Origin of the sequence: Asticcacaulis sp. AND118 (genome assembly GCF_020535245.1) — a bacterium.
In the GTDB taxonomy this organism is placed as follows: Bacteria; Pseudomonadota; Alphaproteobacteria; order Caulobacterales; family Caulobacteraceae; genus Asticcacaulis.
On the sequence record NZ_CP084911.1, the window covers coordinates 451,654 to 472,589 of the forward strand.

The window sequence follows — 20,936 nt, forward strand, 5'->3', positions numbered from 1 at the left end:
ATGTCCTTATCTTTACGGAAGCGGCTGGATGTTTTCGACGCGTACGCGCCAGCCCTCTCTGGGAAAGCCGGGGGCGGGGCCGGTCGAACCGTCCCAGCCGGCGGCCATCATACCAACCGCCAGCAGCAGCGAACCGTTGGAGGGAAAGTAGGTTTCGGCGGCACGGCGGTAACCGGGACCGTCCGGCCCCACCGCCTTGGCCACGTCGGGCAGCATGGAATCACCCGCCGTGTCGAGATGGACGCGCGGCGTCATGCCGGTCGATCCCCACCGGTTGTTCTTCAGGTCAATAAACAGCCAGTCGAGTGCGTCTTCCGGCTCGCCCAGTCGTGCGGCCGTCATAGCGATCATGGGAAAATCCCAGCCCCAGGTCTGACGCAGGTCCCAGTTGCCTTCGGCGGCGCGCAGGGTGCGGCGCATGGTGTCGGCATCGACACGGTCACTGCCGATCAGGCCATAGGCCATCAGGAAGGACGGATGGTCCTTGTTCTGGCACTGGGGCGCGGCGGCGTGACGGCGGCAGGCGGGCGAAAAGGCGTTGCGCCAGAACTCGGGTGAGGTCTCGGCCGGCAGGTACAGGCCATCGCGCACGGTCAGGGGGGCGATTTTGGCGATTACCGTGTCCCAGTCCGCGTTGCGCGGCAGGCCCTGCCGTTCGCGCCACTTTTGCGCCGTTTGCAAACCGAAGCGCACATATTCCAGTTCGAAGGCCGGATTCTGCGTGGTCATCGGGTCGTAATTTTCCTGCACAGGAATGATCGGCGGGCCCAGCACGTAGCGCTTGCCGGCCTCGTCCCACAGGGGCCAGGTCGCCAGCAGTTGTGCCGACTGATCCACCAGTTCGCCATAGGCTCTTAGAGTCTTCTTTTCTGGATTGGCGCGCCACGCCAGTTCGGCAAGATAAATCGGGTGTGGTTGCTGCCACATGATGAAGGGGCCGATGGGGCTGGGGCTGTTGCGCGCCTCCGGGCCCGACATTTTTGGCCACCACGCCCCCTTGACGCCGTGCCGAGCAGCCGCGGCTTTCGCTTTCGGCAGACGGGTTACGTACCAGCCGAGGCTTCGCTCCAGCTTTTCCGGTCGACCCCAGGTGGCGAAGTGCCCGCTATGCCAGGGGTGCATTTCGAGGTGGAACTTGCCTGACCAGCTATTGGAAAACAGGCCCTCTTCCTGAGGGGGTAACTCGCCCGCGCCGTTGATGGCCTGAAGGTATTGCGACAGCACCACACGGCGCTCCAGTTCGACGGCGCGCGGGTCGGTAGAGCCGCTGAAATCGATCACTCCGCCGGTCTTCCAATACTGCCGCCAGTTGTCGGCGACCGCCGTAACGGCCTGCGCATAGTCCTGCGGATTGGCGGCCGCAGCCTGTGTGCGCTCGAAACTGACCAACACGGTTAGGCGGTCGCCTTTTTGCGCCACCACGCGGACACTGTGCGCGCCGGTCTTGCGGATCGTCGCACCGGGCGCGAGCAGGCCGGAATAATAGACCGTGTTATCGAGTTGGCGTTTAAGCAGCATCCGCCCCGGCGCAGTTTTCAGCACCTGCGTTTTATGCAGATCGTCGCGAACCCAGTCGGACGGGTCGGGATTGACGTTGGCCGCCACGCCCGGATAGCGCACATCGATGGCGATGCGGCCCGTCGCTACGGCCTTCGAGAAGATGTTGACCAGCACCATATCGCGCGTCGGATGCACCCGCGTCTGCACCTCGACAGGTTCGCCCTCGAAGACGAAACGGCTGGTGAGCACACCCGTCCACATGTCGAGCGTCTGATCCGTGGCGCTGAGGTCGGCGAATGTTGCGCGTTTGCCGTCCCTGCCGGTCAGGGCCAGCGCGATGCGCCCCAGCGAAAAGCGGTGCGGATTGTCACGCAGCCAGCCATAGGCTGGATGGGTCTTCAGATCGTCGAACGAAGCCATATAGTCGAAGGCCTGCGGCCCGCGACCGGGCGCCTCGATCCTGCGCTGACCGTCGGTTTCCTTATAACCCTGTGGATTGGGGAAGGTGTGGAACGCCCACTGCGCCATAGTCAGCAGCGGCGCTAGATTGGAATATTGTTCCGGGAAGGTCTGGAGTCCGGTAATGTCAGCGGTGAAGCCGAGATTGCCGTTGCCCAGCATGACCGGCGCGTGCGGATCGGGCCTTGTGAAGTGCGGATTGTGCCGCGTCACCAGCGCCTGACGATCAATGGGGGTTTGGGGCGGCGCTTCAGCGTGGGCCGTGACGGCCCAGCCCAGACAAAAGACAAGCAGCCACTTAAGCACGGCAAACCTCCACGCTGTCCGTCTGCATCAGGAATTGCGGGCGCGGATCCGGCGTCGCGGGCACGAAGGTGAGTTTGATCAGCGTCACGCGCGTCACGTGGCGCGTCCACAGCCCGTAGGCCGGGGCGTCGCCACCTTGTGGCTTGCCGTTGGGCTCGGTGCCCAGCCGCCCGCGGTCGCGGTCGATCATGTGCGCGTCCGGATAGACGCCGCGCATTTCAGGAATCTCGTTTTCTTCGAGCCAGTCGGTCGAAGCCTTCATGCCGATGCGGATGTCGTGCAGCACGACGTCCTCGATATGCTTTTCGGGGATGCCGATAAAATAGGACCCGCGTGAGCCGTTATCCGCTCCGGTCAGGCGGTCGAACACTACCCGGCGCAGACTACCGACGGCGGGTTTCGGCTGATTGGGTTGGACGCGGCCGCGGTTCTCCAGTCGCATGAACAAAGGGCTGCGGGCGCGGACGATATGGATGTCGGTGGCCAGAATATTCTCGGCCAGTCCGCCGTCGACCACCTCCCACGAAATGCCGGAATCGGCCCCGGCGGGCTTGACACGGCGCATTTCCTCGGAGACCCCACCGACTTCGCAGCGACGCACCAGCACATTGCGAAAGACGCTCTGGCTGTCGGTCCCCAGTTTGATGGCGTTGCACGAGGTGTAGAGGCGGCAATCCTCGATCAGCACGTTTTGCGTGGGGCGTTGCGAGGCGCCCTTGAAGCACAGGGCGTCGTCTCCGGCGCTGATGCGGCAGTGGCGGACGATCACGCGGCGGCAGCCGTCGATATCGATGCCGTCATTATTGTAATTGGCCTGATTTTCGACGGTCATATGCTCGACCAGCAGGTCGTCGCAGTTGAGATAGTTCTGCATCCAGCACGGCGAATCCTTCAGCGTCAGGTCACGGACATGCACGCGGCGGCAGTCGATGACGCGGATGACGAAGGGGCGTCCTGGTGTGCCGTGGATCGTCTCGTCGCCGGGGAAGTTGGTCATGTTGCCGCGCCCGTCGATCGTACCTTTCCCGGCCAGAGCAATATTCTCGCAGCCTTCGGCGAAGATCAGCGACTGGTTCATGCCCATATTGGTGTCCTGCACCGTACGGCGTTTGGCGACGCGTTCGGGATAGTCCTTCAGGTCCAGCGAGCCCAGCAGGCGCGCGCCTTTGGCGACCTCCAGCCGGATATGGCTGCGCAGGTCGAGCGTGCCGGACACGTAATCACCCTTGCTCAGCCTGACCGTGCCACCACCCAGTTTCGCCGCCGCGTCGATGGCGGCCTGAATATAGGGGGTGGCCAGTTTTTGACCCGCATAGCCGTGCTGTTCTGGTGTCACGACGCGCTTGGGCCCATCCCACGGTTTCAGTACCGAAGTCAGTTCCTTCGCCATGCGTTCGAGATCGGCGCGCAGGGCGGGCACCCAGTCGGGCAGGGCGCAGCCTTGCGCGCGGGAAGGCAGGGCGGCCGCGAGGCCTAAGCCGGCCAGACCGGCTCCCAACTGGCGGCGAGACAGGGAACGGGGCATGATTTCCTCCTTTTTGTTCTGGCCGCTTCTGTTGGCGGTCCGGGTTATGAAGATGCCGGTAAGCCGGCCTTATTTAAACAGCTCCAGCGAAATGGCTTCGCCCATGGCGGTCTCGCCGGCAGGATTGGGGTGCAGGTGATCGCCGGAATCGTAGGCGGGGTTAAGGCTCAACGGATCGGCAGGATCGCGCATGACGGTGTCGAAATCGACGACGGCATCGAAGACGCCGGAGGTGCGTATCCAGCGATTGACGGCCTGCCGCGCCTCTTCCTTGGCCGGTGTGTAATAGAAGGCCCCTTTGAACGGCAGGAGCGTGCCGGCAATGACCTTGCCGCCGCGCGCGTGGACGCGGGCAACGATCTGACGATAGGCGCCGATCAACTCATCGGTGCGGATGTCCGGCTGGACCGTACCGAACTGTTTGCGGCCCGGAAAGCCTATATCGTTGATCCCTTCGAGCACGAATACATGCGTAAGCCCGTCGATGCGCAGCACGTCGCGATCCAGGCGCGCCAGAGCCGCCTGCCCGTAACCGTCGCTGAGGAGGCGGTTCCCGGCGATACCGGCATTGACGACCGATGCGTGGCTGTTTGCTGCAATCAGCCGCCGCGACAGGATTTCGGGCCAGCCGTGCGTTTCGGCGGCGGTCTTTCGTCCCCCGGCGGTGATAGAATCGCCCAGCGTAACGATGACCGGCCCCTTGTGGTCGGACAGAACCGCCACACCACTGACCAGTGGGCGGCCAATGACGACGGTTGAGTTTTGCAAGGCGGCAGCGTGCGTCTGGTCGCCCGGCGCGATCCACAGGCCGGTCGCGCCGTAGCTGTCGAGCGTCAGGCCGTCGGGCAGATGCAGGCTGATCAGCAATTGCGCCCCCGGTTTGACGAGCAAGGGCAGGGCGTCGCTGATCAGCGGCGTGCCCGCCGGGATTGTCGCGCCTCGCGCGCCACTGAAGGTGACGGGGAGGGCCGGCCCCGTAGCTGCGCCTTCCGTGCCGGTGGCAAGCGCGACGCTGGCGGCGGCGATGTCGAGGGCTTGAGTGCCCATCTCATTGCTGAGGCGCAGGCGGAGGGCGGAACCGCCCGCGCTGACGGCCAGTTGGAAACGCAGCGTGCCCTTGATCGGGGTGCGCCGTTCTGCGGTTTCGGTTTGCCAGCTTTCAGGTGCGTTGACGCCGTAGGCGGCGGGGCTGGATTGGAACGCCTCTATCCAGTGACTGTCTGCCAGAGCCGGAAGCGGCAAGTAGGCGGCAAAGAGCGCGGCGGTAGCGATCCAGCATGTGCGGAGCCATTTCCCGTCCATTCGCACCTCACAAAGCAAAAAAGAAGCCCGGCCGGAACTGGCGCGCCGGGCTTCGCAGTTGAGCGGATCAGGGAGTGTGTCCGCAGAACACGCGCCGGACGCACCGAGGCGGATGAACGCCAGCGGAGGTCCAACGCGGTATCAGAACTTCAAATTCACGCCCACAAACGCCACCCGGCCTTGCACGTCATAGGTCGCAGCGATGGTGTTGTTGGCGGGAAGCTGCGACGAACCAAGGATCGGCGGGTCTTTGTCGAAGACGTTACGTATACCCGCCGTCAGACGGACATTGTCACGCAGGGCGTAACCCGCTGTCAGATCGATATAGGTGTAGTCCTCGATAACCGGATTGGTCAGGGTGTTGAGCGCCGGTGGCGTCGCACCTTGACCCAGCGGGACCATGTAGGTGTCGACCGTGACGCTGCCGATGTAGCGGGCGCGCGCTGACAGGGTCAGGGGGCCGCTACGCATGGTCAGGCGGGTCGAGCCCTTCCATTCCGGCAAAGGCTGGCCGCAGGTCGCACCGAAAGCACCAAGGCAGTTGTTCTTGATATTCGGCAGGTCCTGCACCGGGGTGACTATATATTCGTCGATATAGGTCCAGCTTCCGCCGATGTCCCAACGCGTCTCGCCCATCAGCCCCCAGGTGGTGCGGAAGCCGTAGCGGGCCTCGATATCGATGCCAGCTGTGCGGATCTGACCGATGTTGGCGTTGGTCGTGGTGACGTAGTTCGGGCCGACAATCTGACCGGTAAGCGGATCGCGATGGATAGCCTGACAATAGACGCTGGAGGCGTTCTGGATCGTGTTATAGCACAGGTTCAGAACGTTCTGCAGGCTGCCGCCGCCCAGCGTCGATATCGCGTCGTCCAGCGTGATCTTGTAGTAGTCCAGGCTGACTTGAAGCCCGCGCAGAGCCGTTGGCGCGTAGACCAGACCGATGGTGGTGGTGTTCGAGGTTTCCGGTTGAAGGTTGGGATTGCCACCGGTGACTTGCGTCAGGAAGTTAGTCGGTTGCACCGACTGATCGAAGACCAGTGCGGTAGGCACGCCCGTGGCGACGCACAGTTGACGTACGGTGGTGGTCTGCTGCGAGGCGGGTTGACGGCTGGAGCAGGGGTCCGTCGCCGAAGGGCCGTTAGTGCCTGCGCCGCCGAACAGTTCGCCGACATTGGGCGCGCGGATGGCGTGCTGGTACTGCGTGCGCAGCGCCAGATCGTCATTGAAGGCCCATTCCACGCCGACCGAATAGGTTTCGACGCCGCCGACGCCTTCAAGGTCGTAGTCGGAGTAACGGTAGGCGCCGTTGAGGCTCAGACGCTTGGCCATCGGCAGTTCGGCCAGCAGCGGCGCGCGGAATTCCAGATAGACTTCCTTGACCGTGGTCGATCCGTTGGTCGCCTTGGCGGCGTTCCAACCGGACACGTCGCCCGAAGCCAGATAGGCGTCGGGGATGTAACGGCCGGAGTCGTAGCGCCATTCGAAGCCGGTCGAGAACGCAACGGGCCCCGCCGGCAGATCGAAGGCCTCGCCGGTGATGTTACCAGCAAACACCTGACGTTCGGCGCGCAGACCGGCATTGGACGAGATGCTGATGGCGGAAATGGCCGCCGAGGTCAGATTCTGACCGAACGGATTGAGCACGGGGGCCTGACCGTTCTGCGACAGGATACTGTTCTGGAAGCGGCTGAGCGAGATCGAACCCGTCTGCGATTGCGACTCCGACGTGCGGGCGTAGCTGTAATAGACGTCGTAGTTCAGGTCGCGCAGGAAGGTCGGCGACGCGCTGCCGAGATGCCCGCGGACACCGAAGGCGGTGCGGAACACGGTGTGATCGGTTTCGCCGGCGCGGGTGCCGATGTCGTTCAGACGTCGGTTCAGGTTGAGGATGGCCAGACCGTCGTTGGGCGTGGTCGACAGGGTCTGCGTGCCCTGCGTGATGTTGGTGGTGCCGGTTTCGCGGCGGTCCAGTTCGACCAGCACATTGCGCATGGCGGCGCTGAGATACGGGTTGTTGGTGTTGACCAGGAAATTGCCCGAGGCCGAGGTCGGCGCGATCTGCACCTTGGCCGTCGTGTTGCTGAAGTGCATTTCCATATAGCCGGTGGCGCGGTCGTTGAAGTCGTAGTGGGCGAAGACATTGCCCATCCACGTCTTCTGCGGCGTAACGATGTACGACATTGGCCCCAGATCGTAGGCGTCTGCGGTTGTGTAGGGACGCACCGTCTGGCCGGTAGCGTCGAAGATAGCGCCCAGCGTCGATATGTTCTGCAGACCGGCGGCGATCAGGGCGGCATCGAGCGCCGGGTTCGAGCTTGAGGAACCAACGACAGGCAGGTTGCCTATGCGTCCGGTGGGTACGGTGCTCGACCCGCTGTAGACAAGGCCGGGGCGGCCGCCCGCCGAGAGACAGGTCTGACCCGACGGCACTGCCAATGGCGTGCCCGGACGGGTTTCGCTCCACGAAGCGGCGGTGACGCAGCCGTCGCCCAGGGACGGCATGGACCAGCCGCCCAGTTCGCCGCGCGTGTAGCCGCCGCGATCGAGGAAGCCGAGCGAGGCGACGACATTGCCGCGACCGTCGGCGAAGTCGCCGCCGCCGCTGATGTCGACCGTATAGGTCGGCGTGCCGGTCGGTTCGTCCCACGAACGCTGGGCGTTGATTTCCACGCCTTCGAAGTCGTCGCGCATGACGAAGTTGACGACACCGGCGATGGCGTCGGATCCGTAGACCGCCGACGAGCCGCCGGTGACGGTTTCGATGCGTTTCACCAGCGCGGCGGGAATGGTGTTGATGTCGGTCGTGAAGTCCGGACCGGTGATGGCGAAACGGCGGCCATTGACCAGCACCAGATTGCGCGTCGGACCGAAGTTACGCAGGTTCAGCGTCGCCGTGCCGCTGGGCTGACCGGCCTGCATGGTGTTGGCGGTCGGGCTGTTGAGCTGGTTGGCGGTGAACTGCGGGCTGTCGCTGAGCAGGACATCGAGGTTTTGCGTGCCACTGAGCAGGACTTCCTGCGCATCGACGACGGTAACCGGTGTCGGCGCTTTGAAGCCGCGATTGCCCAGACGAGAGCCGGTGACCACGACGACTTCTGGTTCGGGCTCAGCTTCCGGCTGCGTTTCGGAAGCCGGGACGACCGCCGCAGCTTCGGTGGCCAGAGCGTCGGCGGAGCGGATGCGCAGCGAGATCACCGAACCGTTTTCGGAGGCGATCTCAAGCCCCGTGCCTTGCAGCAACTGCTCAAGGCCGTCATGGACGTCCATTGTGCCCTTGACGGGCTGAGTGCGGATGCCTTTGAGGTGACCGGCCGGGGCAACGATCTGGATGCCGGCCTGGCTGGCGAATTGCGGAATGGTCTTTACGGCGCCGGCGGACGGCACGTTGAAGGCCCGGCTTTGCGCCCACGCCCCCGACGAAAGGGCCAAGGCTAGCATTGCCGTACCCGCGAACAGCCATGATTTGTGTTTTGAGAGCATTTTTTCTACCTGATGTTTGAGCCCGCTTGTTCTGGACAGGCGTGCGGGCTTCTGCAGGTCAAGACGCATGGTGAATCGGATTTCCACCATGCCTGTCGTCAAAAAAATTTTCGAGGTGAGCGTAACCGCACCGGTTAGCGGTGCAGGCGTACCTGCTTCTCGCCGACATCGGCCTTGAGGTTAAAGCTGTCAGCCACAGCGCGTGCAAAACCGACCGGATCGTTCACCTGGAACAGGCCGGTGATCGGTTCGTTGGCAATCGCCGGATCGTCGATGACGATGCGGGTGTCGCTGTAGCGCAGAAATTCAGCGGCGGCTTCGCGCAGGGTATCCCCCTCGAAGGCGATGCGCCCTTCGCGCCAAGCCATGTTGCGTTCTATCTCGATCGGGGCCACGCGGGTGGCGGAAGCCAGTTTGAGTTGTCCGTTCGCCACTGCGGCGAGCGCGCGCATATTGGCGCCTAGCCTGACCGGCGTGCGTTGCAAGGTGCCGCCCTCAACTTCGACCGCGCCGCTGCTGACCAGTACTTCAATGGGGGCTTCGTTCAGGTGGCGGACAGCGAAACGGCTACGCGCTGCCGACAGGCGCGCGGGGCCCGCTTCGACCACGAAGGGACGTTCGCGATCGGGTACCACCTCAAAAAACACCTCGCCAGCCTCAAGATGCACGGTGCGCCGGGTGGAGGTATAGACCACGCGGATGCGCGATGCGGTGTTGAGGCTGACGATCGACCCGTCGGCCAATGGCACGACGGTCATCTGCCCACGCTGAGTTTCATAGGCTTCGCCGCGCGAAGTCCATAAAGCCGTACCCACTACAGCGGCGCTGAAACCCGCTGCGATGCTGCCGCCGCGCCATAGAAATTGACGTCGGGTAGGGGGGGGGGCGGTGTGGGAAACCGGCGCCACCTCAACAAATTGTTCGGGATTGTAGGTTTCGCCCAGCGCTCTGGCGCGTTCGGAATAGAGGGATACGGCGCGGGCGCGCGCGAACGCGCCGGCATGGCGCGGGTCTTGCGCCAGCCAGGCTTCGAGCGTTCGGTCATCGGTTTCTGACAAGACGCCGCGATCCAGACGCGCGGCCCAATCAGCCGCGGCACTGTCAATCTCTTTGGCGGTCTTTCGATCCATCACGTCCTGCGTCGCTCTTGTGCACTTTATTCGCCCACGTCCTAGACGCACGGGCGTTTAGATTTCCGCCATTGGAAAGGAGATTCATTAGCAGATAAATACCGCGACTCATGTGCTTTTCGACGGTACTTTCTGACAGGCCGAGCTTACGGGCCACATCGCGCTGCGACAGGCCGGAGACACGACGCAGCACGAAAACGTCGCGTACCTTACCCGGCAGCGTTGCGATAGCGGCCGCCAGTCGGCGAAGCTCGTCGCGGTCTGCAGTCTGTTGTTCGGGGGAGCTGCCCTCAGCCATGGCCCCCAGTTCGTCGAGATCGCTGACAACGTGGAAGGGCACGACCTTGGCGCGCCGGACGTGGCTGATCATGACGGAATAGGCCGTCTGGAACATGTAGTTCTTGATATTGCCGATGTCGTCGACCGACCGTACCGCGATCAGGCGGGCATAGGTTTCTTGAACAATATCATCGACGTCGAGGCCATCGATACGACGATGGCTAAGCCACGCCCTGAGTGCCGGTTCGTGCGGTAACACAAACCGGGACAGCCACAATGCTCGTTCGTCCGATGCGCGCATGGTTCGCCGCTCGCTGAAAACAACTGGACTATGTGCGGCGGTTGGGGGAGCTCCCGGCGGACATATACCACACAAAATGCGGTTTTATTTTGGTAACGCTACCATTGGTCCGGCCCAACGGCAAGCGTCACATTACGTCAGGTTTTATGCGTACTCACATTGTGCGCACTTATGACTATCGCTGACGTTGTTGCGATCTATTGCTTACATTGCTGCATCATTCGAGCAGCAGGGTCGCAAGATTTGGTGAGGCTTCACACCTAGGGTCCAAAGCGCGATTCAATGCCGCTTCCTGGCGGTTAGCTATTGGAGCTGGTCACTTCCGCATTGGGCGCTTATCCGTCACCGGTGCGACGGGGCAGACTGATTGGGAATTCGACAATTTCGTAGGTCATCGCGGTGAACGCAGGCGATTGGTGGAGTCATGGTGCCCAAACGTCATCCCGATTACAGCAAGCATCATTCCGCCAGCGAGCAGGAAGGTAAGCTGCATCCCTGAGGTAATCTCCGAAGCCGTCGCGTGTTCTAACGCGTCGCTTCCCACGCCGAACGTGAACACCGCTCCCATCAAGGATGCCCCCGTAATCAGACCGATGTTGCGTGACAGGCCAAGCAGTCCGGAGACCATGCCGCGCCGATCTTTTGCAATGTCGCCCAACGCTGCGGTGTTGTTGGCGGACTGAAAGAGCTGATAGCCGGGCGTCAGCGCCATGAGGGAGAGGACATAACCCGTGACGCCGATAGCGGTTGGTAGGAATGCCAGCAGGAATGCGCCTATGGCCACTAAGGCAAGGCCAACCAGGAGCACGCGGCCACTGCCCCAGGCATCCACCAGTCGCCCTGACGGAACGCCGCTGAAGATGGAGATCACGGGGCCCACTGCCATGACAAAACCCACCTGCGTCGGCGTCAGACCAAGGCGGATGCCAAGAAAAAACGGGCCAATCACAAGCGTCGTCATCATCACGGCGGCGACCACGATGTTGGTGAGGAGATTGGAGGCCAGGGTCCAGTTCATGCTCGACCAAAGGCCGATGGAGGGTGTCATTTTTTTACCGGTATCGGTGGGAAGCGTGGTGAGCGTAAGTACCAGGGCCAGGAGCGCCAGCGGGACCTGCACCCAAAAGACGCTCCGCCATCCCATCACCGGTATCAGCAGCCCTCCAAGCGCGGGGCCGAGTGCCGTCCCGAGCGCCGAAACGGTCCCGAGCAGACCCATGGCGCGTCCAACCCGAGCTTCGCTCGCGGTCTGGCGCATCAGCGCCATTGCGAGTGTCATGAGGAAGGCCGCACCGCCACCTTGAATCGCTCGCGCACCGATAAGCAGCGGCAGGTTCGGGGCGATGGCACACAATAGCGAGGCGACCATGAACAGGGTGAGACCGGTCACGAGCATAGGTTTCAGCCCGTACCTGTCGCCGAGGCGCCCCGCAATCACCGCCGAGATCGTCAGCGCCAGGAGATAGACGACCACGACCGCCAGTACATTCGAAAATGGCGCGGAGAACGCGTCGGCCAGAGTTGGCAGCGCAACGTTGGCGATGCTGGTTCCCAGGGAGGCCAGCAACGTCGCCAGAGCCAGCGTGATTCGGATGGTCGCCTCTCTAATCCTCGCTGCGCGGGGGTGTGTCCGATCCATCTGATCCCTTGCCTGAATGTCGGTTCTCGAGCAAACTGCCACTTCAAGTCAAGTTGAGGTCAAGCATGAAATTTCTGGATATCGGAGAGGTCGCGCAAAAGAGCGGAATTAAGCCGTCGGCGTTGCGATACTACGAGCAGGCCGGCCTGATTTCGTCCATCTCCCGTCACGGATTGCGTCGGCAGTTTTCGCCGGAAGTGCTTTTGCAACTGAAGCTGATCGCGATGGGAAAGACGGCAGGATTCTCGCTTGAGGAAATCGGCGGAATGTTCGGTCAAGGCGGTGGACCGCATATCTCCCGTGACAGGCTTCACGCGAAGGCCGATGAAATTGACCGTCAGATCAGCGAGCTGACCGCACTGCGCGACACCATCCGCCATGTCGCCGCTTGCCCCGCGCCCTCCCATATGGAATGTCCGACGTTTCGGCGACTGGTAGAGGTTGCGGGCAAACGCCAGGGAAAGCGCCGGATTCGAAGGCCGCTTAAGGAAGGGCTATAGACCCATAGCACTCTCGTTTCACTGGGCGAGAGCGCTACAGGCCTTCGGCTCTTTGTGGCTCAAGAGGGACGTCGGTTAGCCCGTGACTACCGTACCCGAAAACGGTCATCAGAATCCAATATTCTCCGGTCAGACCGATCGAGGAGCGGGGCAATGCCGGCACAGACTTTTACGCGTCAAAGCCCGCGCGGTACTGACCCTGCCGCTCCAGCATCCATCCCGGATATTCGGCGGGCAGGCGCGAGGCGGCGTCCAGCGCACTTAGGTCTTCGGCGCTGAGCTTCACTTCTACCGCCTTAAGATTCTCGCTTAGTTGCTCCGGGTGCTTGGCCCCGATGATGACGCTGGTCACGTGCGGCTGATGCAGGAGCCACGACAACGCCACCTGCGCCACGCTGACACCCTTTGCCGCCGCCACCTCACGCAGCACCGCGATCACGGCGTCGCCGCGCGCGAGATCGACCGGGGGGAAGTTGAACTTGGCGCGGCGACTGTCGTCATCGGCCACCCCGCCAGAATACTTTCCAGACAGAAAGCCTCCGGCCAGCGGGCTCCATACCATGAGACCCAGTCCCTCGGATTTGAGCATCGGCACGATGTCGCGCTCAAGATCGCGCCCGACAAGGGTGTAATAGGCCTGAAGAGACAGGATGGGGGCAAGCTTGCGCGCCTCGGCGATCCCGATGGCCTTGACGATCTGCCAGGCGGCCCAGTTGGACAGCCCGACATAACGCACATGCCCGTGGCGCACGAGGGTGTCCAGCGCCTCAAGCGTTTCGGTGATCGGCGTCAGTGGATCGAACCCGTGGATATGATAGAGGTCGATATGGTCCATCTGTAGGCGCTTCAGACTGTCCCTGGCCTGCGCCATGATGTGGGCGCGTGATGCCCCACGCTGATTGGGGCCATCGCCCATCACGCCCATGACCTTAGTGGCAATGACGAGATCGTCGCGGTTGAGCCCCAGATTGCGCACGGCCTGGCCCACAATGCGCTCGCTTTCGCCAAAGGCATAGACATTGGCCGTGTCGATGAAGTTGACGCCCGCCGCAACAGCGGCACCGATAAGTGTATCGGCTTCGGACTGGTTCAGTTGCCCGATCAGGCCCCACATCCCCTCTGACCCGCCAAAGGTCATGGTCCCCAGACACAGTTCCGATACCAGCAGGCCGCTTGGCCCCAGACGACGATAACGCATGATGTATGTCCTTGACTTTGGATGACGGAAAACTCCGGCAGGGGATAACTAGGCCCAACGCCCGCACCGCGCACCTCCTGATTGTCGCGTAAAACTGCCTGATTCTCTCAATCGCGGTCCGTGCCCTTTCGCGGGACAGGGCGGGCGATATATAACAGCTGTATGACCCAAACTGCGTCTTCCCTGCCTGCCGAACTGACCCCGCTGGCCACCCATATCCACCGTCAGTGGCAGGCGCATGGCCGTGAAAGCCCCATTCCCGGGCTGTTCCTAACCTGCGCCGAAGCCCCGTCCGGTCCGATTCACGCCGTCTATTGCCCGTCCCTGTGCGTGGTGGTACAGGGTGCGAAGACCAGTCAGCTGGGTGAGCGCCTCTATCACTATGCAGCTGGAAAATGCCTGATCGCCTCACTGGAGGTGCCTGTTCGCGCCCACATCGTCCGCGCCAGTCCGGAGGCACCCTATCTGGCCTTCAGTCTGAGTATAGATTCCGAGCTGGTCGCCGATCTGCTGCTCGAGCACGGGCCCGCCGATGCACCTGACGCCTGCGCCGCGCTTGAGGTGCAAAGCCTGCCTACCGACCTGATTGACCCTTTGATGCGCCTTTTGGCTCTGTGCGATCAGCCACGCGACCGGCCCGTTCTGGCCCCGTTGATCCGGCGTGAGATCGTCTGGCGGCTGCTCAACAGCCCGCTGGGCCGCAATCTGCGTCAGATCGGCTTTGCGGATACACGCCTGTCCCGCATCGGGCGCACCATCGCCCATATCCGCGACCATTACGACGCGCCGCTGAATGTGCCGTCTCTGGCGGCGCTGGCCGGCATGAGCCCGGCCACCTTTCATCGTCATTTCAAAGCTGCCACCGCCCTGTCGCCGGTACAGTTTCAGAAGACGCTGCGCCTTCAGGAGGCGCGTCGCCGACTTCTGTTGAATGACGCCGACGTGACCCAGGTCGGCTATGCGCTGGGCTATGAAAGCCCTTCACAGTTCAGCCGCGAATACCGCCGACTGTTTGGCGCGCCGCCGGGGCGCGATTCCACCCGCATTCGCCAGAGCCTGACCCCTGAGGTCGCCGCCTGAGGTTAAGGGCGTGCCTTCGTCCAACAAAACTGATCTTTCGATGCGAACCGCCGCAGCGTATCAGGGTATATTCAATTCATCCAGATGCGGCCCGTCCTTGCGCCGTCCGGTCGCCACGACGCTGAGGCTGCCGTCGGGGAGGGGGCGCTGCAGCGCCTGAACTTCGCGCCATGAGCCCGTCATCCAAAGCTCGCGTTCGGCCTCCGTCGTCAGAATAACGGGCATAGCCTTGTCATGAACCGCGCCGACTTCGGCATTCGCCGTCGTGGTCAGGAAGGCATAGAAATCATCCGTCGTCTCGCCATCCTTGACCTTGCGCACGGAGTTCCATTGAGGCGTCCAGATGCCGGCAAAGAAGAGCAGGGGGCGCTCAGGGTTTTGGGCGAACCAGTGGATGACATTGCTGCCGGTCACCTGATCGGGCTCAGAGAAGGACGTAAAGGGGACAAGGCACCGGTTTGCCGGATCCGTCAGCCATCTGGCCCAGTAGGGCTTGTCCGTGTTGCGGATATTGGTGACGCCGGAATCGTAGTTTTTGCCTTTAAGCGTGAAAGGCGGAGAGGGCATCCCCCATCGGCACATAGCGAGTTCGCGGCCCTCGCCGGTGTTGCGCACAATGGGGCCAAAGCCGTTGGCCCCGATGTATTCGAACAGAGGCAGATTGCCGACCGATGATTTGAGGGCCCTGGCAAGGGCGCGAATGGCCGCTTCATTGCTGGTCATTGCGTAGAGATTACACATCGGTCGTTCTTCCTGTGGGCCGTTCAGTGAAACCCAAGATCGGCACCTTGCCAAGGGCTTTGCCGGCGTGGCACCTCACCGTTCTCGCTGACAGATCGGAAGGATGATATGAGCCTCAACCCCGAAGGCCTGCGCCTCTATCATGACCGCCTGGCCGCAATGATCACCGCCTTGCGAGACCTGCCGCAACCCCTTGTCAAAGGCCGCGCCTGTACGCTCGGCACCCTGACCTCCATGCAGCGCCGCATCGAGAAGCTGCTGACTGACTGGGAGACGCGGGCCATGACCGAAGTCGATCGAAAGGACGTCTCGCGCGATGGCGCGACCCTGCGCATGCTGCGCGATGACAAATGGGTCTATGGCGATTTTGACGGTATCGCGTTTGATCTGCCGCAGGCAGGTAACAGCCTGACTTTTGTTGAGGCCATGGCGGCGCTCGAAGCGGCGCAAGCCTCCGCCGTTTCGGGTTAGAGATCCTCTCAAAACCGCTGGACGGTATCGAAATCCTGCCGGTAAATGAGCCAACATCAAAGGAGCCCGTGATGACCCTGAAAACTGCCCCCTGGCTGGTAAGTGGCCTGTTGAGCCTTGTCATTGCGGGCGGCGCTGCCGCGCAAGAGGTGGCGTCGCGCCTGACCGTCATGACCTACAATGTCGAGAACTTCTTTGACGCCGAAGACGACCCCCGGATGCCCAATGGCTCGAGCAACGAGGTCATCAATACACCGGCCTGGGTGTCGGCCAAGGCCGCAAACGTCGCGCGCGTCATCCAGCGCTTTGATTTCGGGCGAGGGCCGGATGTCCTTGTTCTGACCGAGGTGGATAGCCAGGCGAGCCTTGAGGCGATCAAAGGCGCCCTGAATAATGCCGGTGCCGCCTATGTGACGGCGGTGCTATTGGATGCCGATCCCAACCGTCCCGCCCCGAAGCCCGATCAGCGTGGGATCAAGGCCGCTCTTCTGTCCAAACTGCCTCTGGCCAATGGCTTTACGCCTAAATCTTTCCCGGTGGATCTGACAAAGGCCTCTGACTGCAAGAGCCGCGATGGCTCGGCGGGTACGACGCGCGACCTTCTGCAGGTCGATCTCGCTCTGCCCGACGGCAAGACGATGACGATCTTTGGCGGACATCTGCCGTCGGGCGGCAATCCGCGCGTGTGCCGGGAAATCGCGGCCCAGACAATAGCAACCCTGGCGGCCAAACTGCCGCAAAGCCACGTCATCCTTGCGGCCGGAGACTTCAATTTCAACTGCGCGCCGGAAGAACGCAAAGGCCTTGCGGCGGCCTTCACTGGCTGGGTCTTGCCAACTCAGCTTGACAATGCCTGCCGGGGGAGTGGTAGCCAGTTCTATGGCCGGGAGAAGACCTGGTCCTATCTCGATGTCATCACCCAGAAGGCCAGCGGTTCGAGCCAGGACTGGGCCATTGATCCCAAGACCTTCCGCACGGTTCTGACCGACACTGAACAACTGCAGTGGGACGATCGCGATCAGGTCATGCGTCCCAAGGCCTTTCGCTTCAACGCCGAAACCGGCAAAGGGTCTGGCACCTCTGACCATTGGCCGATCGCCATTGATCTCGTTCGGGGAGGCAAGTGATGACCGTAACAACACTGATCGCATTTCTGGCAGGGTTTATCGCGGGCGCGGCCCTGACCTATCTGATCGCCATCAAAGGGCGCGAGGCGCCGGCCGAGGCCCTTCGCAATCCCTCGAAATATAAACGGGCCGATCCGGAGGTCGCGCGGACGCTCGATGAGCATGATCGCGATATGGCCGCAACGGATCCCCGCTGGGGCGAGGGCGAAGCCGGTGAATTTGCCACCTTCACCTATGCCGATCGCGACGGGGTGGTCACCGAGCGTCGCGTCTCCAACTGGCGTAGCCATGGCGCCTATATCGAAGGTGTCTGCCTCAACCGGCAGGAAGAACGCACGTTTCGCAAGGATCGCATCACCGGGTGGTCTGTGCAGCCCCAATCTGAAGTGCAGGCGTAAGGGTAAAGCCGCCGCATTTCAGACGGGGTAATGGCTTATTTTTTAGCAAACCCACAGCCGCTGAGAGGAGCGACCGATGAAGCCGATAGCCCTGAGCCCCGTTCTGCTGGTCGCTATGTGCGTTTTGAGTGCCTGCGGTGCGCCTGACGGCGAGGCACCCGATACGGCCTCCCGGGCAGAGTCCGGTACTACAGCCTCGGGCGGCATAGAGATCGTCGATCCCGTGGCGGCTTCGGCCCCGGTTTCGCGTTCGGCGCTGGAAACCCTGCCTGCGACCGAGGCGGAGAGACCCGTGTCCTGTTCGACCGAAATCGGTGCAAAGGCGGCCGAGCGCCTGGCCAAAACCTGCCGGAACGTGTCCCCGGCGACGCATCCGCCCTGTAACGTCGCCAACAGTTGCGCCCTGATGTCCGATGAGATTGCCCGCAGTTGCGCGCTGTTCGACGAGAAGGACACGCCGATCGCTGACTGCCAGCCCCATCCCAAAAGTGCACAAGCGGCCGCGGCGGTCGTCCGCCTCTACTATTCGGCCATCAATGCGCATGATTACGGCACGGCCTGGTCGCAGTGGGGTGAGGACGGGCCGCCCAACCAGTCTTTGCCGCAGTTCAGCGCGGGCTTTGCAGAGACGAAGTCCACCAGGGTGACGATTGGGGAGCTGCCCGAGGGCGATGCCGGGGCGGGGTCGGTGTTTCAGAGTGTGCCGGTTACCATCGATGCGGTGCTGAAGACCGGCGAGCATCAGCGCTTTATGGGGAGCTACACGCTTCGTCGCGTCAACGATGTGGACGGTGCCACCCCGCCTCAGCGTCGCTGGCATATCGAGTCGGCGAAGCTGGCGCCGGTGAAATAGACGAACAGAGATAATGCCGGCGACGTTTAGACTCGAGACGTTCGCGCTGGTGAAAGACGCCGGGCGTGAGTAAGTTACCGCCTGAAAATCGCGCTACCCCGACCCAACCGGACCACCATGGCCTTTAACCCCAAATCCAGTCTCGCTAAATTGATTCAGGCACCGGTGCGACCCGGCACGGTGCAGTGGATAGGTTTGCGGCCGGAGCGGCGAGGGGAGATGATCGCTGCGGACGAGGCCCAGCTGTCACCTGAGATTGGCTTAATCGGTGATCACTATCAGGGACGCAGTGGCAACCGGCACCTGACGCTTATCGGCCAGGAGGACATACATGCGATCGCAAGCTTCCTCGGGGTTACCGTGCAGGCGCACCTTCTTCGGCGCAATGTCGTCACGGTCGGGATCAACCTCCTGGCATTGAAGGATAAGCGATTCCGATTGGGTGAAGCGGTGCTCGAATACACCGGCGAATGTCATCCCTGCTCGCGCATGGAAGAGATATTCGGTGTCGGCGGCTATAATGCCGTGCGCGGACACGGCGGTATCACTGCACGGGTCATTACGGGTGGCCGTTTTCGTGTCGGGGATCGGCTGATTGTCGAAGGCGACGGGACCTCGGAGGCCTGAGGCAAGTCCGATCTGTTTTCTGTGGGGACGCGCCTGCTCTTTCGCCCCGGCTTATCTCGGGCCGCAAGACTTTTGTTTGGGCGCGATGGCTGGCTTTAAATCTAACGATGCCGCACCCTGAAGAAAGGCCGTCCCTGACTGGCTTGATGGAACAGCCAGATCGTCAACAGGACACTCAGGCCGGCCAGAAGCGCCACGAGAGCCGTTGCCACAGGCGGCGGCAATGCCTGATCGAAGATCAGGCCTGCGACGGGTAGGACCTGCATCACATGGGTCGCCACGAAATGGGCCGGGCGCCGGTCGCCAACGGTGAATGACCAGCCGGTCACCGGCATCTTCGGTGCCCCCGCCGCTTCCTGACCGACATGGTGCGATAAGGCCCCGCCCATGGCAAAGGCCGTGATCAACGTCATCAGCGTGCCAAGACACAGACCGAGGACGCTGCCCCATCTCAAACCGGCGCCACCGGCAAAGTCTGGGTCAAAAAATATGTAACCGCCCAGAATGCCGGCTGCCAGCGTGAGCACGATGGCCCCGAGCGCCATCAGAGCGTACATCAGGCGCGCTACTGGCGTGCCCACGTTGAAGTGAGACCGCTCCTGGCGCGCAGCTCGGAACCCGATATAGACAATTTCAAAAGCGGCAGCCGCGCAGGCGGCAATGGCCGTTGCGGTTAAGAAACCGCTCTGATGCAGCTCTTTGGACACGCCGCCCGTCAGCAAAGCCAGCGTCAGGAAGTGGATGAAAAGCGACAGAGCAAATTTCAGAGGCTTCAGCCATACGGACTCGCCTGCAATGCGCCGTCGATCAAGAGCCAGAAGGAGGGTCGTAAGGATAAAGGCCAGCCCGAAGCACACGGTAGTTGCCCAAAACCAGTCTTGCGCCTCGCTGAACGCGAAGCCGTAGTCTTCCGCTCTGAACACGATTTTCCCCTTAGCCGTCTGATAGGTCTTACGTCCCCGGCTTGAAATGGATTGCGGAAGAGCGGTCGAAATCAAGGCGGGCGTGCGCTGAACGCCTATCAGGGGTAGGGCCTGCGACGTACACCGAAGCGACTGGCCATTCGACAATTCACAGAAAGTTGTTCCTGATTTGTTTCTCAAGAGTCCGTCGTTAAGGATTTGTGACTCCTCACGATTCCACACCGACCTATAGCCCTGACATTTTCTGGCAGCATGGAGACGCCGATTTCGCCCTATTGACTCTTGTCGGAATTGAAGAACAAAAAGCGAACATAGTCTTTGGCGTTCAGAAAGGATGCTTGATGTCATGCCCGCTGCCAACCCCTCCGTCCTCAGCGCACTGCGAGACCGGATCGACCATATCGGCGGCCAAAGTGCGCCCAGACGCGCCGTTCTCCCCTTTGGCGTTCCCGACATCGACGCCCGCATTCCCAAAGGCGGGCTGGCCTTTGGGGCCCTGCATGAGATCGCCGGTGGCGCCAATGGCGCGGTAGATGGGGCCGCCGCCATCGCCTTTGCCGCCGGGATCGCCGCGCGCAGTGGCGGGCGTGTCCTGTGGGCCTATACGCAGCCTGATCTGTTTGCCCCGGCGCTCGCCCGTGCAGGCCTGACCGATGACAAGGTCGTCTTCTTCGAAGCCGGCGATGAAGCCGCCGTGCTGGGGGCTTGTGAGGAAGCCCTGCGCCACGGCGGCCTCACCGCAGTCGTAGGCGAACTCGCCAATCTCTCCCGTGTCGCCTCGCAACGCCTTCAGATGGCGGCGGAGGGCACAGGGACGCTGGCCCTGATTGTGCGCCGCTGGCGCCGGCAGGTCGATGCCAAGGACTTTGGCCGCCCCACAGCCGCGTTTACCCGCTGGCGCGTCACCGAACTGAACTCAGCGCCTTTGCCGGTGCGCGGCGTCGGACGCGCGCGCTGGATGCTGGAGCTGATCAGGGCCCGCGGCGGCGAGTGCCATGATTTCGAGGTCGAGGCGTGTGACGGGGAGGGACGTATCCGCCTGTCCGGGGACGCACAAATGCCAAACACCTTGCGGGCCGCATCTTAACAGGAGGGAG

At 62.4% G+C, this 20,936-nt stretch carries 18 protein-coding genes; 8 read left to right on the forward strand and 10 right to left on the reverse strand.

Annotated elements, in window-relative coordinates:
• Positions 1-12 precede the first annotated feature (12 nt).
• From LH365_RS15490 to LH365_RS15520, 7 genes are all read right to left on the reverse strand, one after another.
• A complete protein-coding gene (locus tag LH365_RS15490) occupies positions 13-2,265 on the reverse strand; it encodes a hypothetical protein (RefSeq protein ID WP_226746246.1) in 2,253 nt (750 codons plus the stop codon).
• The gene (locus LH365_RS15495) at positions 2,258-3,790 is read right to left on the reverse strand and encodes a glycoside hydrolase family 28 protein (RefSeq protein WP_226746247.1); all 1,533 of its coding nucleotides are present in this window, start codon (positions 3,788-3,790) and stop codon (positions 2,258-2,260) included. The genes LH365_RS15490 and LH365_RS15495 overlap by 8 nt, the downstream gene beginning before the upstream one ends.
• Before the next feature lie 69 nt (positions 3,791-3,859).
• Positions 3,860-5,092 carry an SGNH/GDSL hydrolase family protein gene (locus tag LH365_RS15500; RefSeq protein WP_226746248.1) on the reverse strand — a complete coding sequence of 411 codons (1,233 nt, stop codon included), beginning with the start codon at positions 5,090-5,092 and terminating at the stop codon, positions 3,860-3,862.
• A gap of 141 nt (positions 5,093-5,233) precedes the next feature.
• Positions 5,234-8,530 (reverse strand): TonB-dependent receptor, encoded by a 3,297-nt coding sequence (locus tag LH365_RS15505; RefSeq protein WP_226746249.1) that lies wholly within the window; start codon positions 8,528-8,530, stop codon positions 5,234-5,236.
• 176 nt (positions 8,531-8,706) lie between these two features.
• Complete coding sequence (locus LH365_RS15510) at positions 8,707-9,630, reverse strand: FecR domain-containing protein (protein ID WP_255606779.1); 924 nt, start codon at positions 9,628-9,630, stop codon at positions 8,707-8,709.
• Between the two features lie 43 nt (positions 9,631-9,673).
• Positions 9,674-10,282, reverse strand: a complete 609-nt coding sequence (locus LH365_RS15515) for an RNA polymerase sigma factor (RefSeq protein ID WP_226746250.1) — start codon at positions 10,280-10,282, stop codon at positions 9,674-9,676.
• 391 nt (positions 10,283-10,673) lie between these two features.
• Positions 10,674-11,921 carry an MFS transporter gene (locus LH365_RS15520; protein ID WP_226746251.1) on the reverse strand — a complete coding sequence of 416 codons (1,248 nt, stop codon included), beginning with the start codon at positions 11,919-11,921 and terminating at the stop codon, positions 10,674-10,676.
• Between the two features lie 65 nt (positions 11,922-11,986).
• Here LH365_RS15520 and LH365_RS15525 point away from each other — a divergent pair, with 65 nt between their 5' ends.
• Positions 11,987-12,421, forward strand: a complete 435-nt coding sequence (locus LH365_RS15525; RefSeq protein WP_226746252.1) for a helix-turn-helix domain-containing protein — start codon at positions 11,987-11,989, stop codon at positions 12,419-12,421.
• A 169-nt stretch (positions 12,422-12,590) separates the two neighbouring features.
• Here the strand turns inward: LH365_RS15525 and LH365_RS15530 are convergent, their stop codons facing one another.
• Positions 12,591-13,619, reverse strand: coding sequence for an aldo/keto reductase (locus LH365_RS15530; protein WP_226746253.1), 1,029 nt, complete (start codon positions 13,617-13,619; stop codon positions 12,591-12,593).
• Between the two features lie 162 nt (positions 13,620-13,781).
• Between LH365_RS15530 and LH365_RS15535 the strand changes: the two genes are divergently transcribed.
• A complete protein-coding gene (locus LH365_RS15535; protein ID WP_226746254.1) occupies positions 13,782-14,699 on the forward strand; it encodes an AraC family transcriptional regulator in 918 nt (305 codons plus the stop codon).
• A gap of 60 nt (positions 14,700-14,759) precedes the next feature.
• On the opposite strand, the gene LH365_RS15540 is transcribed toward LH365_RS15535, so the two are convergent.
• Positions 14,760-15,422: an SOS response-associated peptidase gene (locus tag LH365_RS15540; RefSeq protein WP_255606782.1), complete on the reverse strand. Its 663-nt coding sequence runs from the start codon at positions 15,420-15,422 to the stop codon at positions 14,760-14,762.
• A 126-nt stretch (positions 15,423-15,548) separates the two neighbouring features.
• On the opposite strand from LH365_RS15540, the gene LH365_RS15545 reads away from it, so the two are divergent.
• The 5 genes from LH365_RS15545 (at position 15,549) to LH365_RS15565 (ending at position 18,916) form a co-directional block, all read left to right on the forward strand.
• Positions 15,549-15,911: a hypothetical protein gene (locus tag LH365_RS15545; RefSeq protein ID WP_226746256.1), complete on the forward strand. Its 363-nt coding sequence runs from the start codon at positions 15,549-15,551 to the stop codon at positions 15,909-15,911.
• A 71-nt stretch (positions 15,912-15,982) separates the two neighbouring features.
• Positions 15,983-17,038 carry an endonuclease/exonuclease/phosphatase family protein gene (locus LH365_RS15550; RefSeq protein ID WP_226746257.1) on the forward strand — a complete coding sequence of 352 codons (1,056 nt, stop codon included), beginning with the start codon at positions 15,983-15,985 and terminating at the stop codon, positions 17,036-17,038.
• Positions 17,038-17,436, forward strand: coding sequence for a hypothetical protein (locus LH365_RS15555; RefSeq protein ID WP_226746258.1), 399 nt, complete (start codon positions 17,038-17,040; stop codon positions 17,434-17,436). The genes LH365_RS15550 and LH365_RS15555 overlap by 1 nt, the downstream gene beginning before the upstream one ends.
• Positions 17,437-17,512: 76 nt before the next feature.
• Positions 17,513-18,289 carry a hypothetical protein gene (locus tag LH365_RS15560; RefSeq protein ID WP_226746259.1) on the forward strand — a complete coding sequence of 259 codons (777 nt, stop codon included), beginning with the start codon at positions 17,513-17,515 and terminating at the stop codon, positions 18,287-18,289.
• A gap of 117 nt (positions 18,290-18,406) precedes the next feature.
• Complete coding sequence (locus tag LH365_RS15565) at positions 18,407-18,916, forward strand: MOSC domain-containing protein (protein WP_226746260.1); 510 nt, start codon at positions 18,407-18,409, stop codon at positions 18,914-18,916.
• Positions 18,917-19,017: 101 nt separating this feature from the next.
• Here LH365_RS15565 and LH365_RS15570 read toward each other — a convergent pair whose 3' ends face one another.
• Positions 19,018-19,839: a hypothetical protein gene (locus LH365_RS15570; RefSeq protein WP_226746261.1), complete on the reverse strand. Its 822-nt coding sequence runs from the start codon at positions 19,837-19,839 to the stop codon at positions 19,018-19,020.
• A 346-nt stretch (positions 19,840-20,185) separates the two neighbouring features.
• Here LH365_RS15570 and LH365_RS15575 point away from each other — a divergent pair, with 346 nt between their 5' ends.
• A complete protein-coding gene (locus tag LH365_RS15575) occupies positions 20,186-20,926 on the forward strand; it encodes an ImuA family protein (protein ID WP_226746262.1) in 741 nt (246 codons plus the stop codon).
• Positions 20,927-20,936 lie beyond the last annotated feature (10 nt).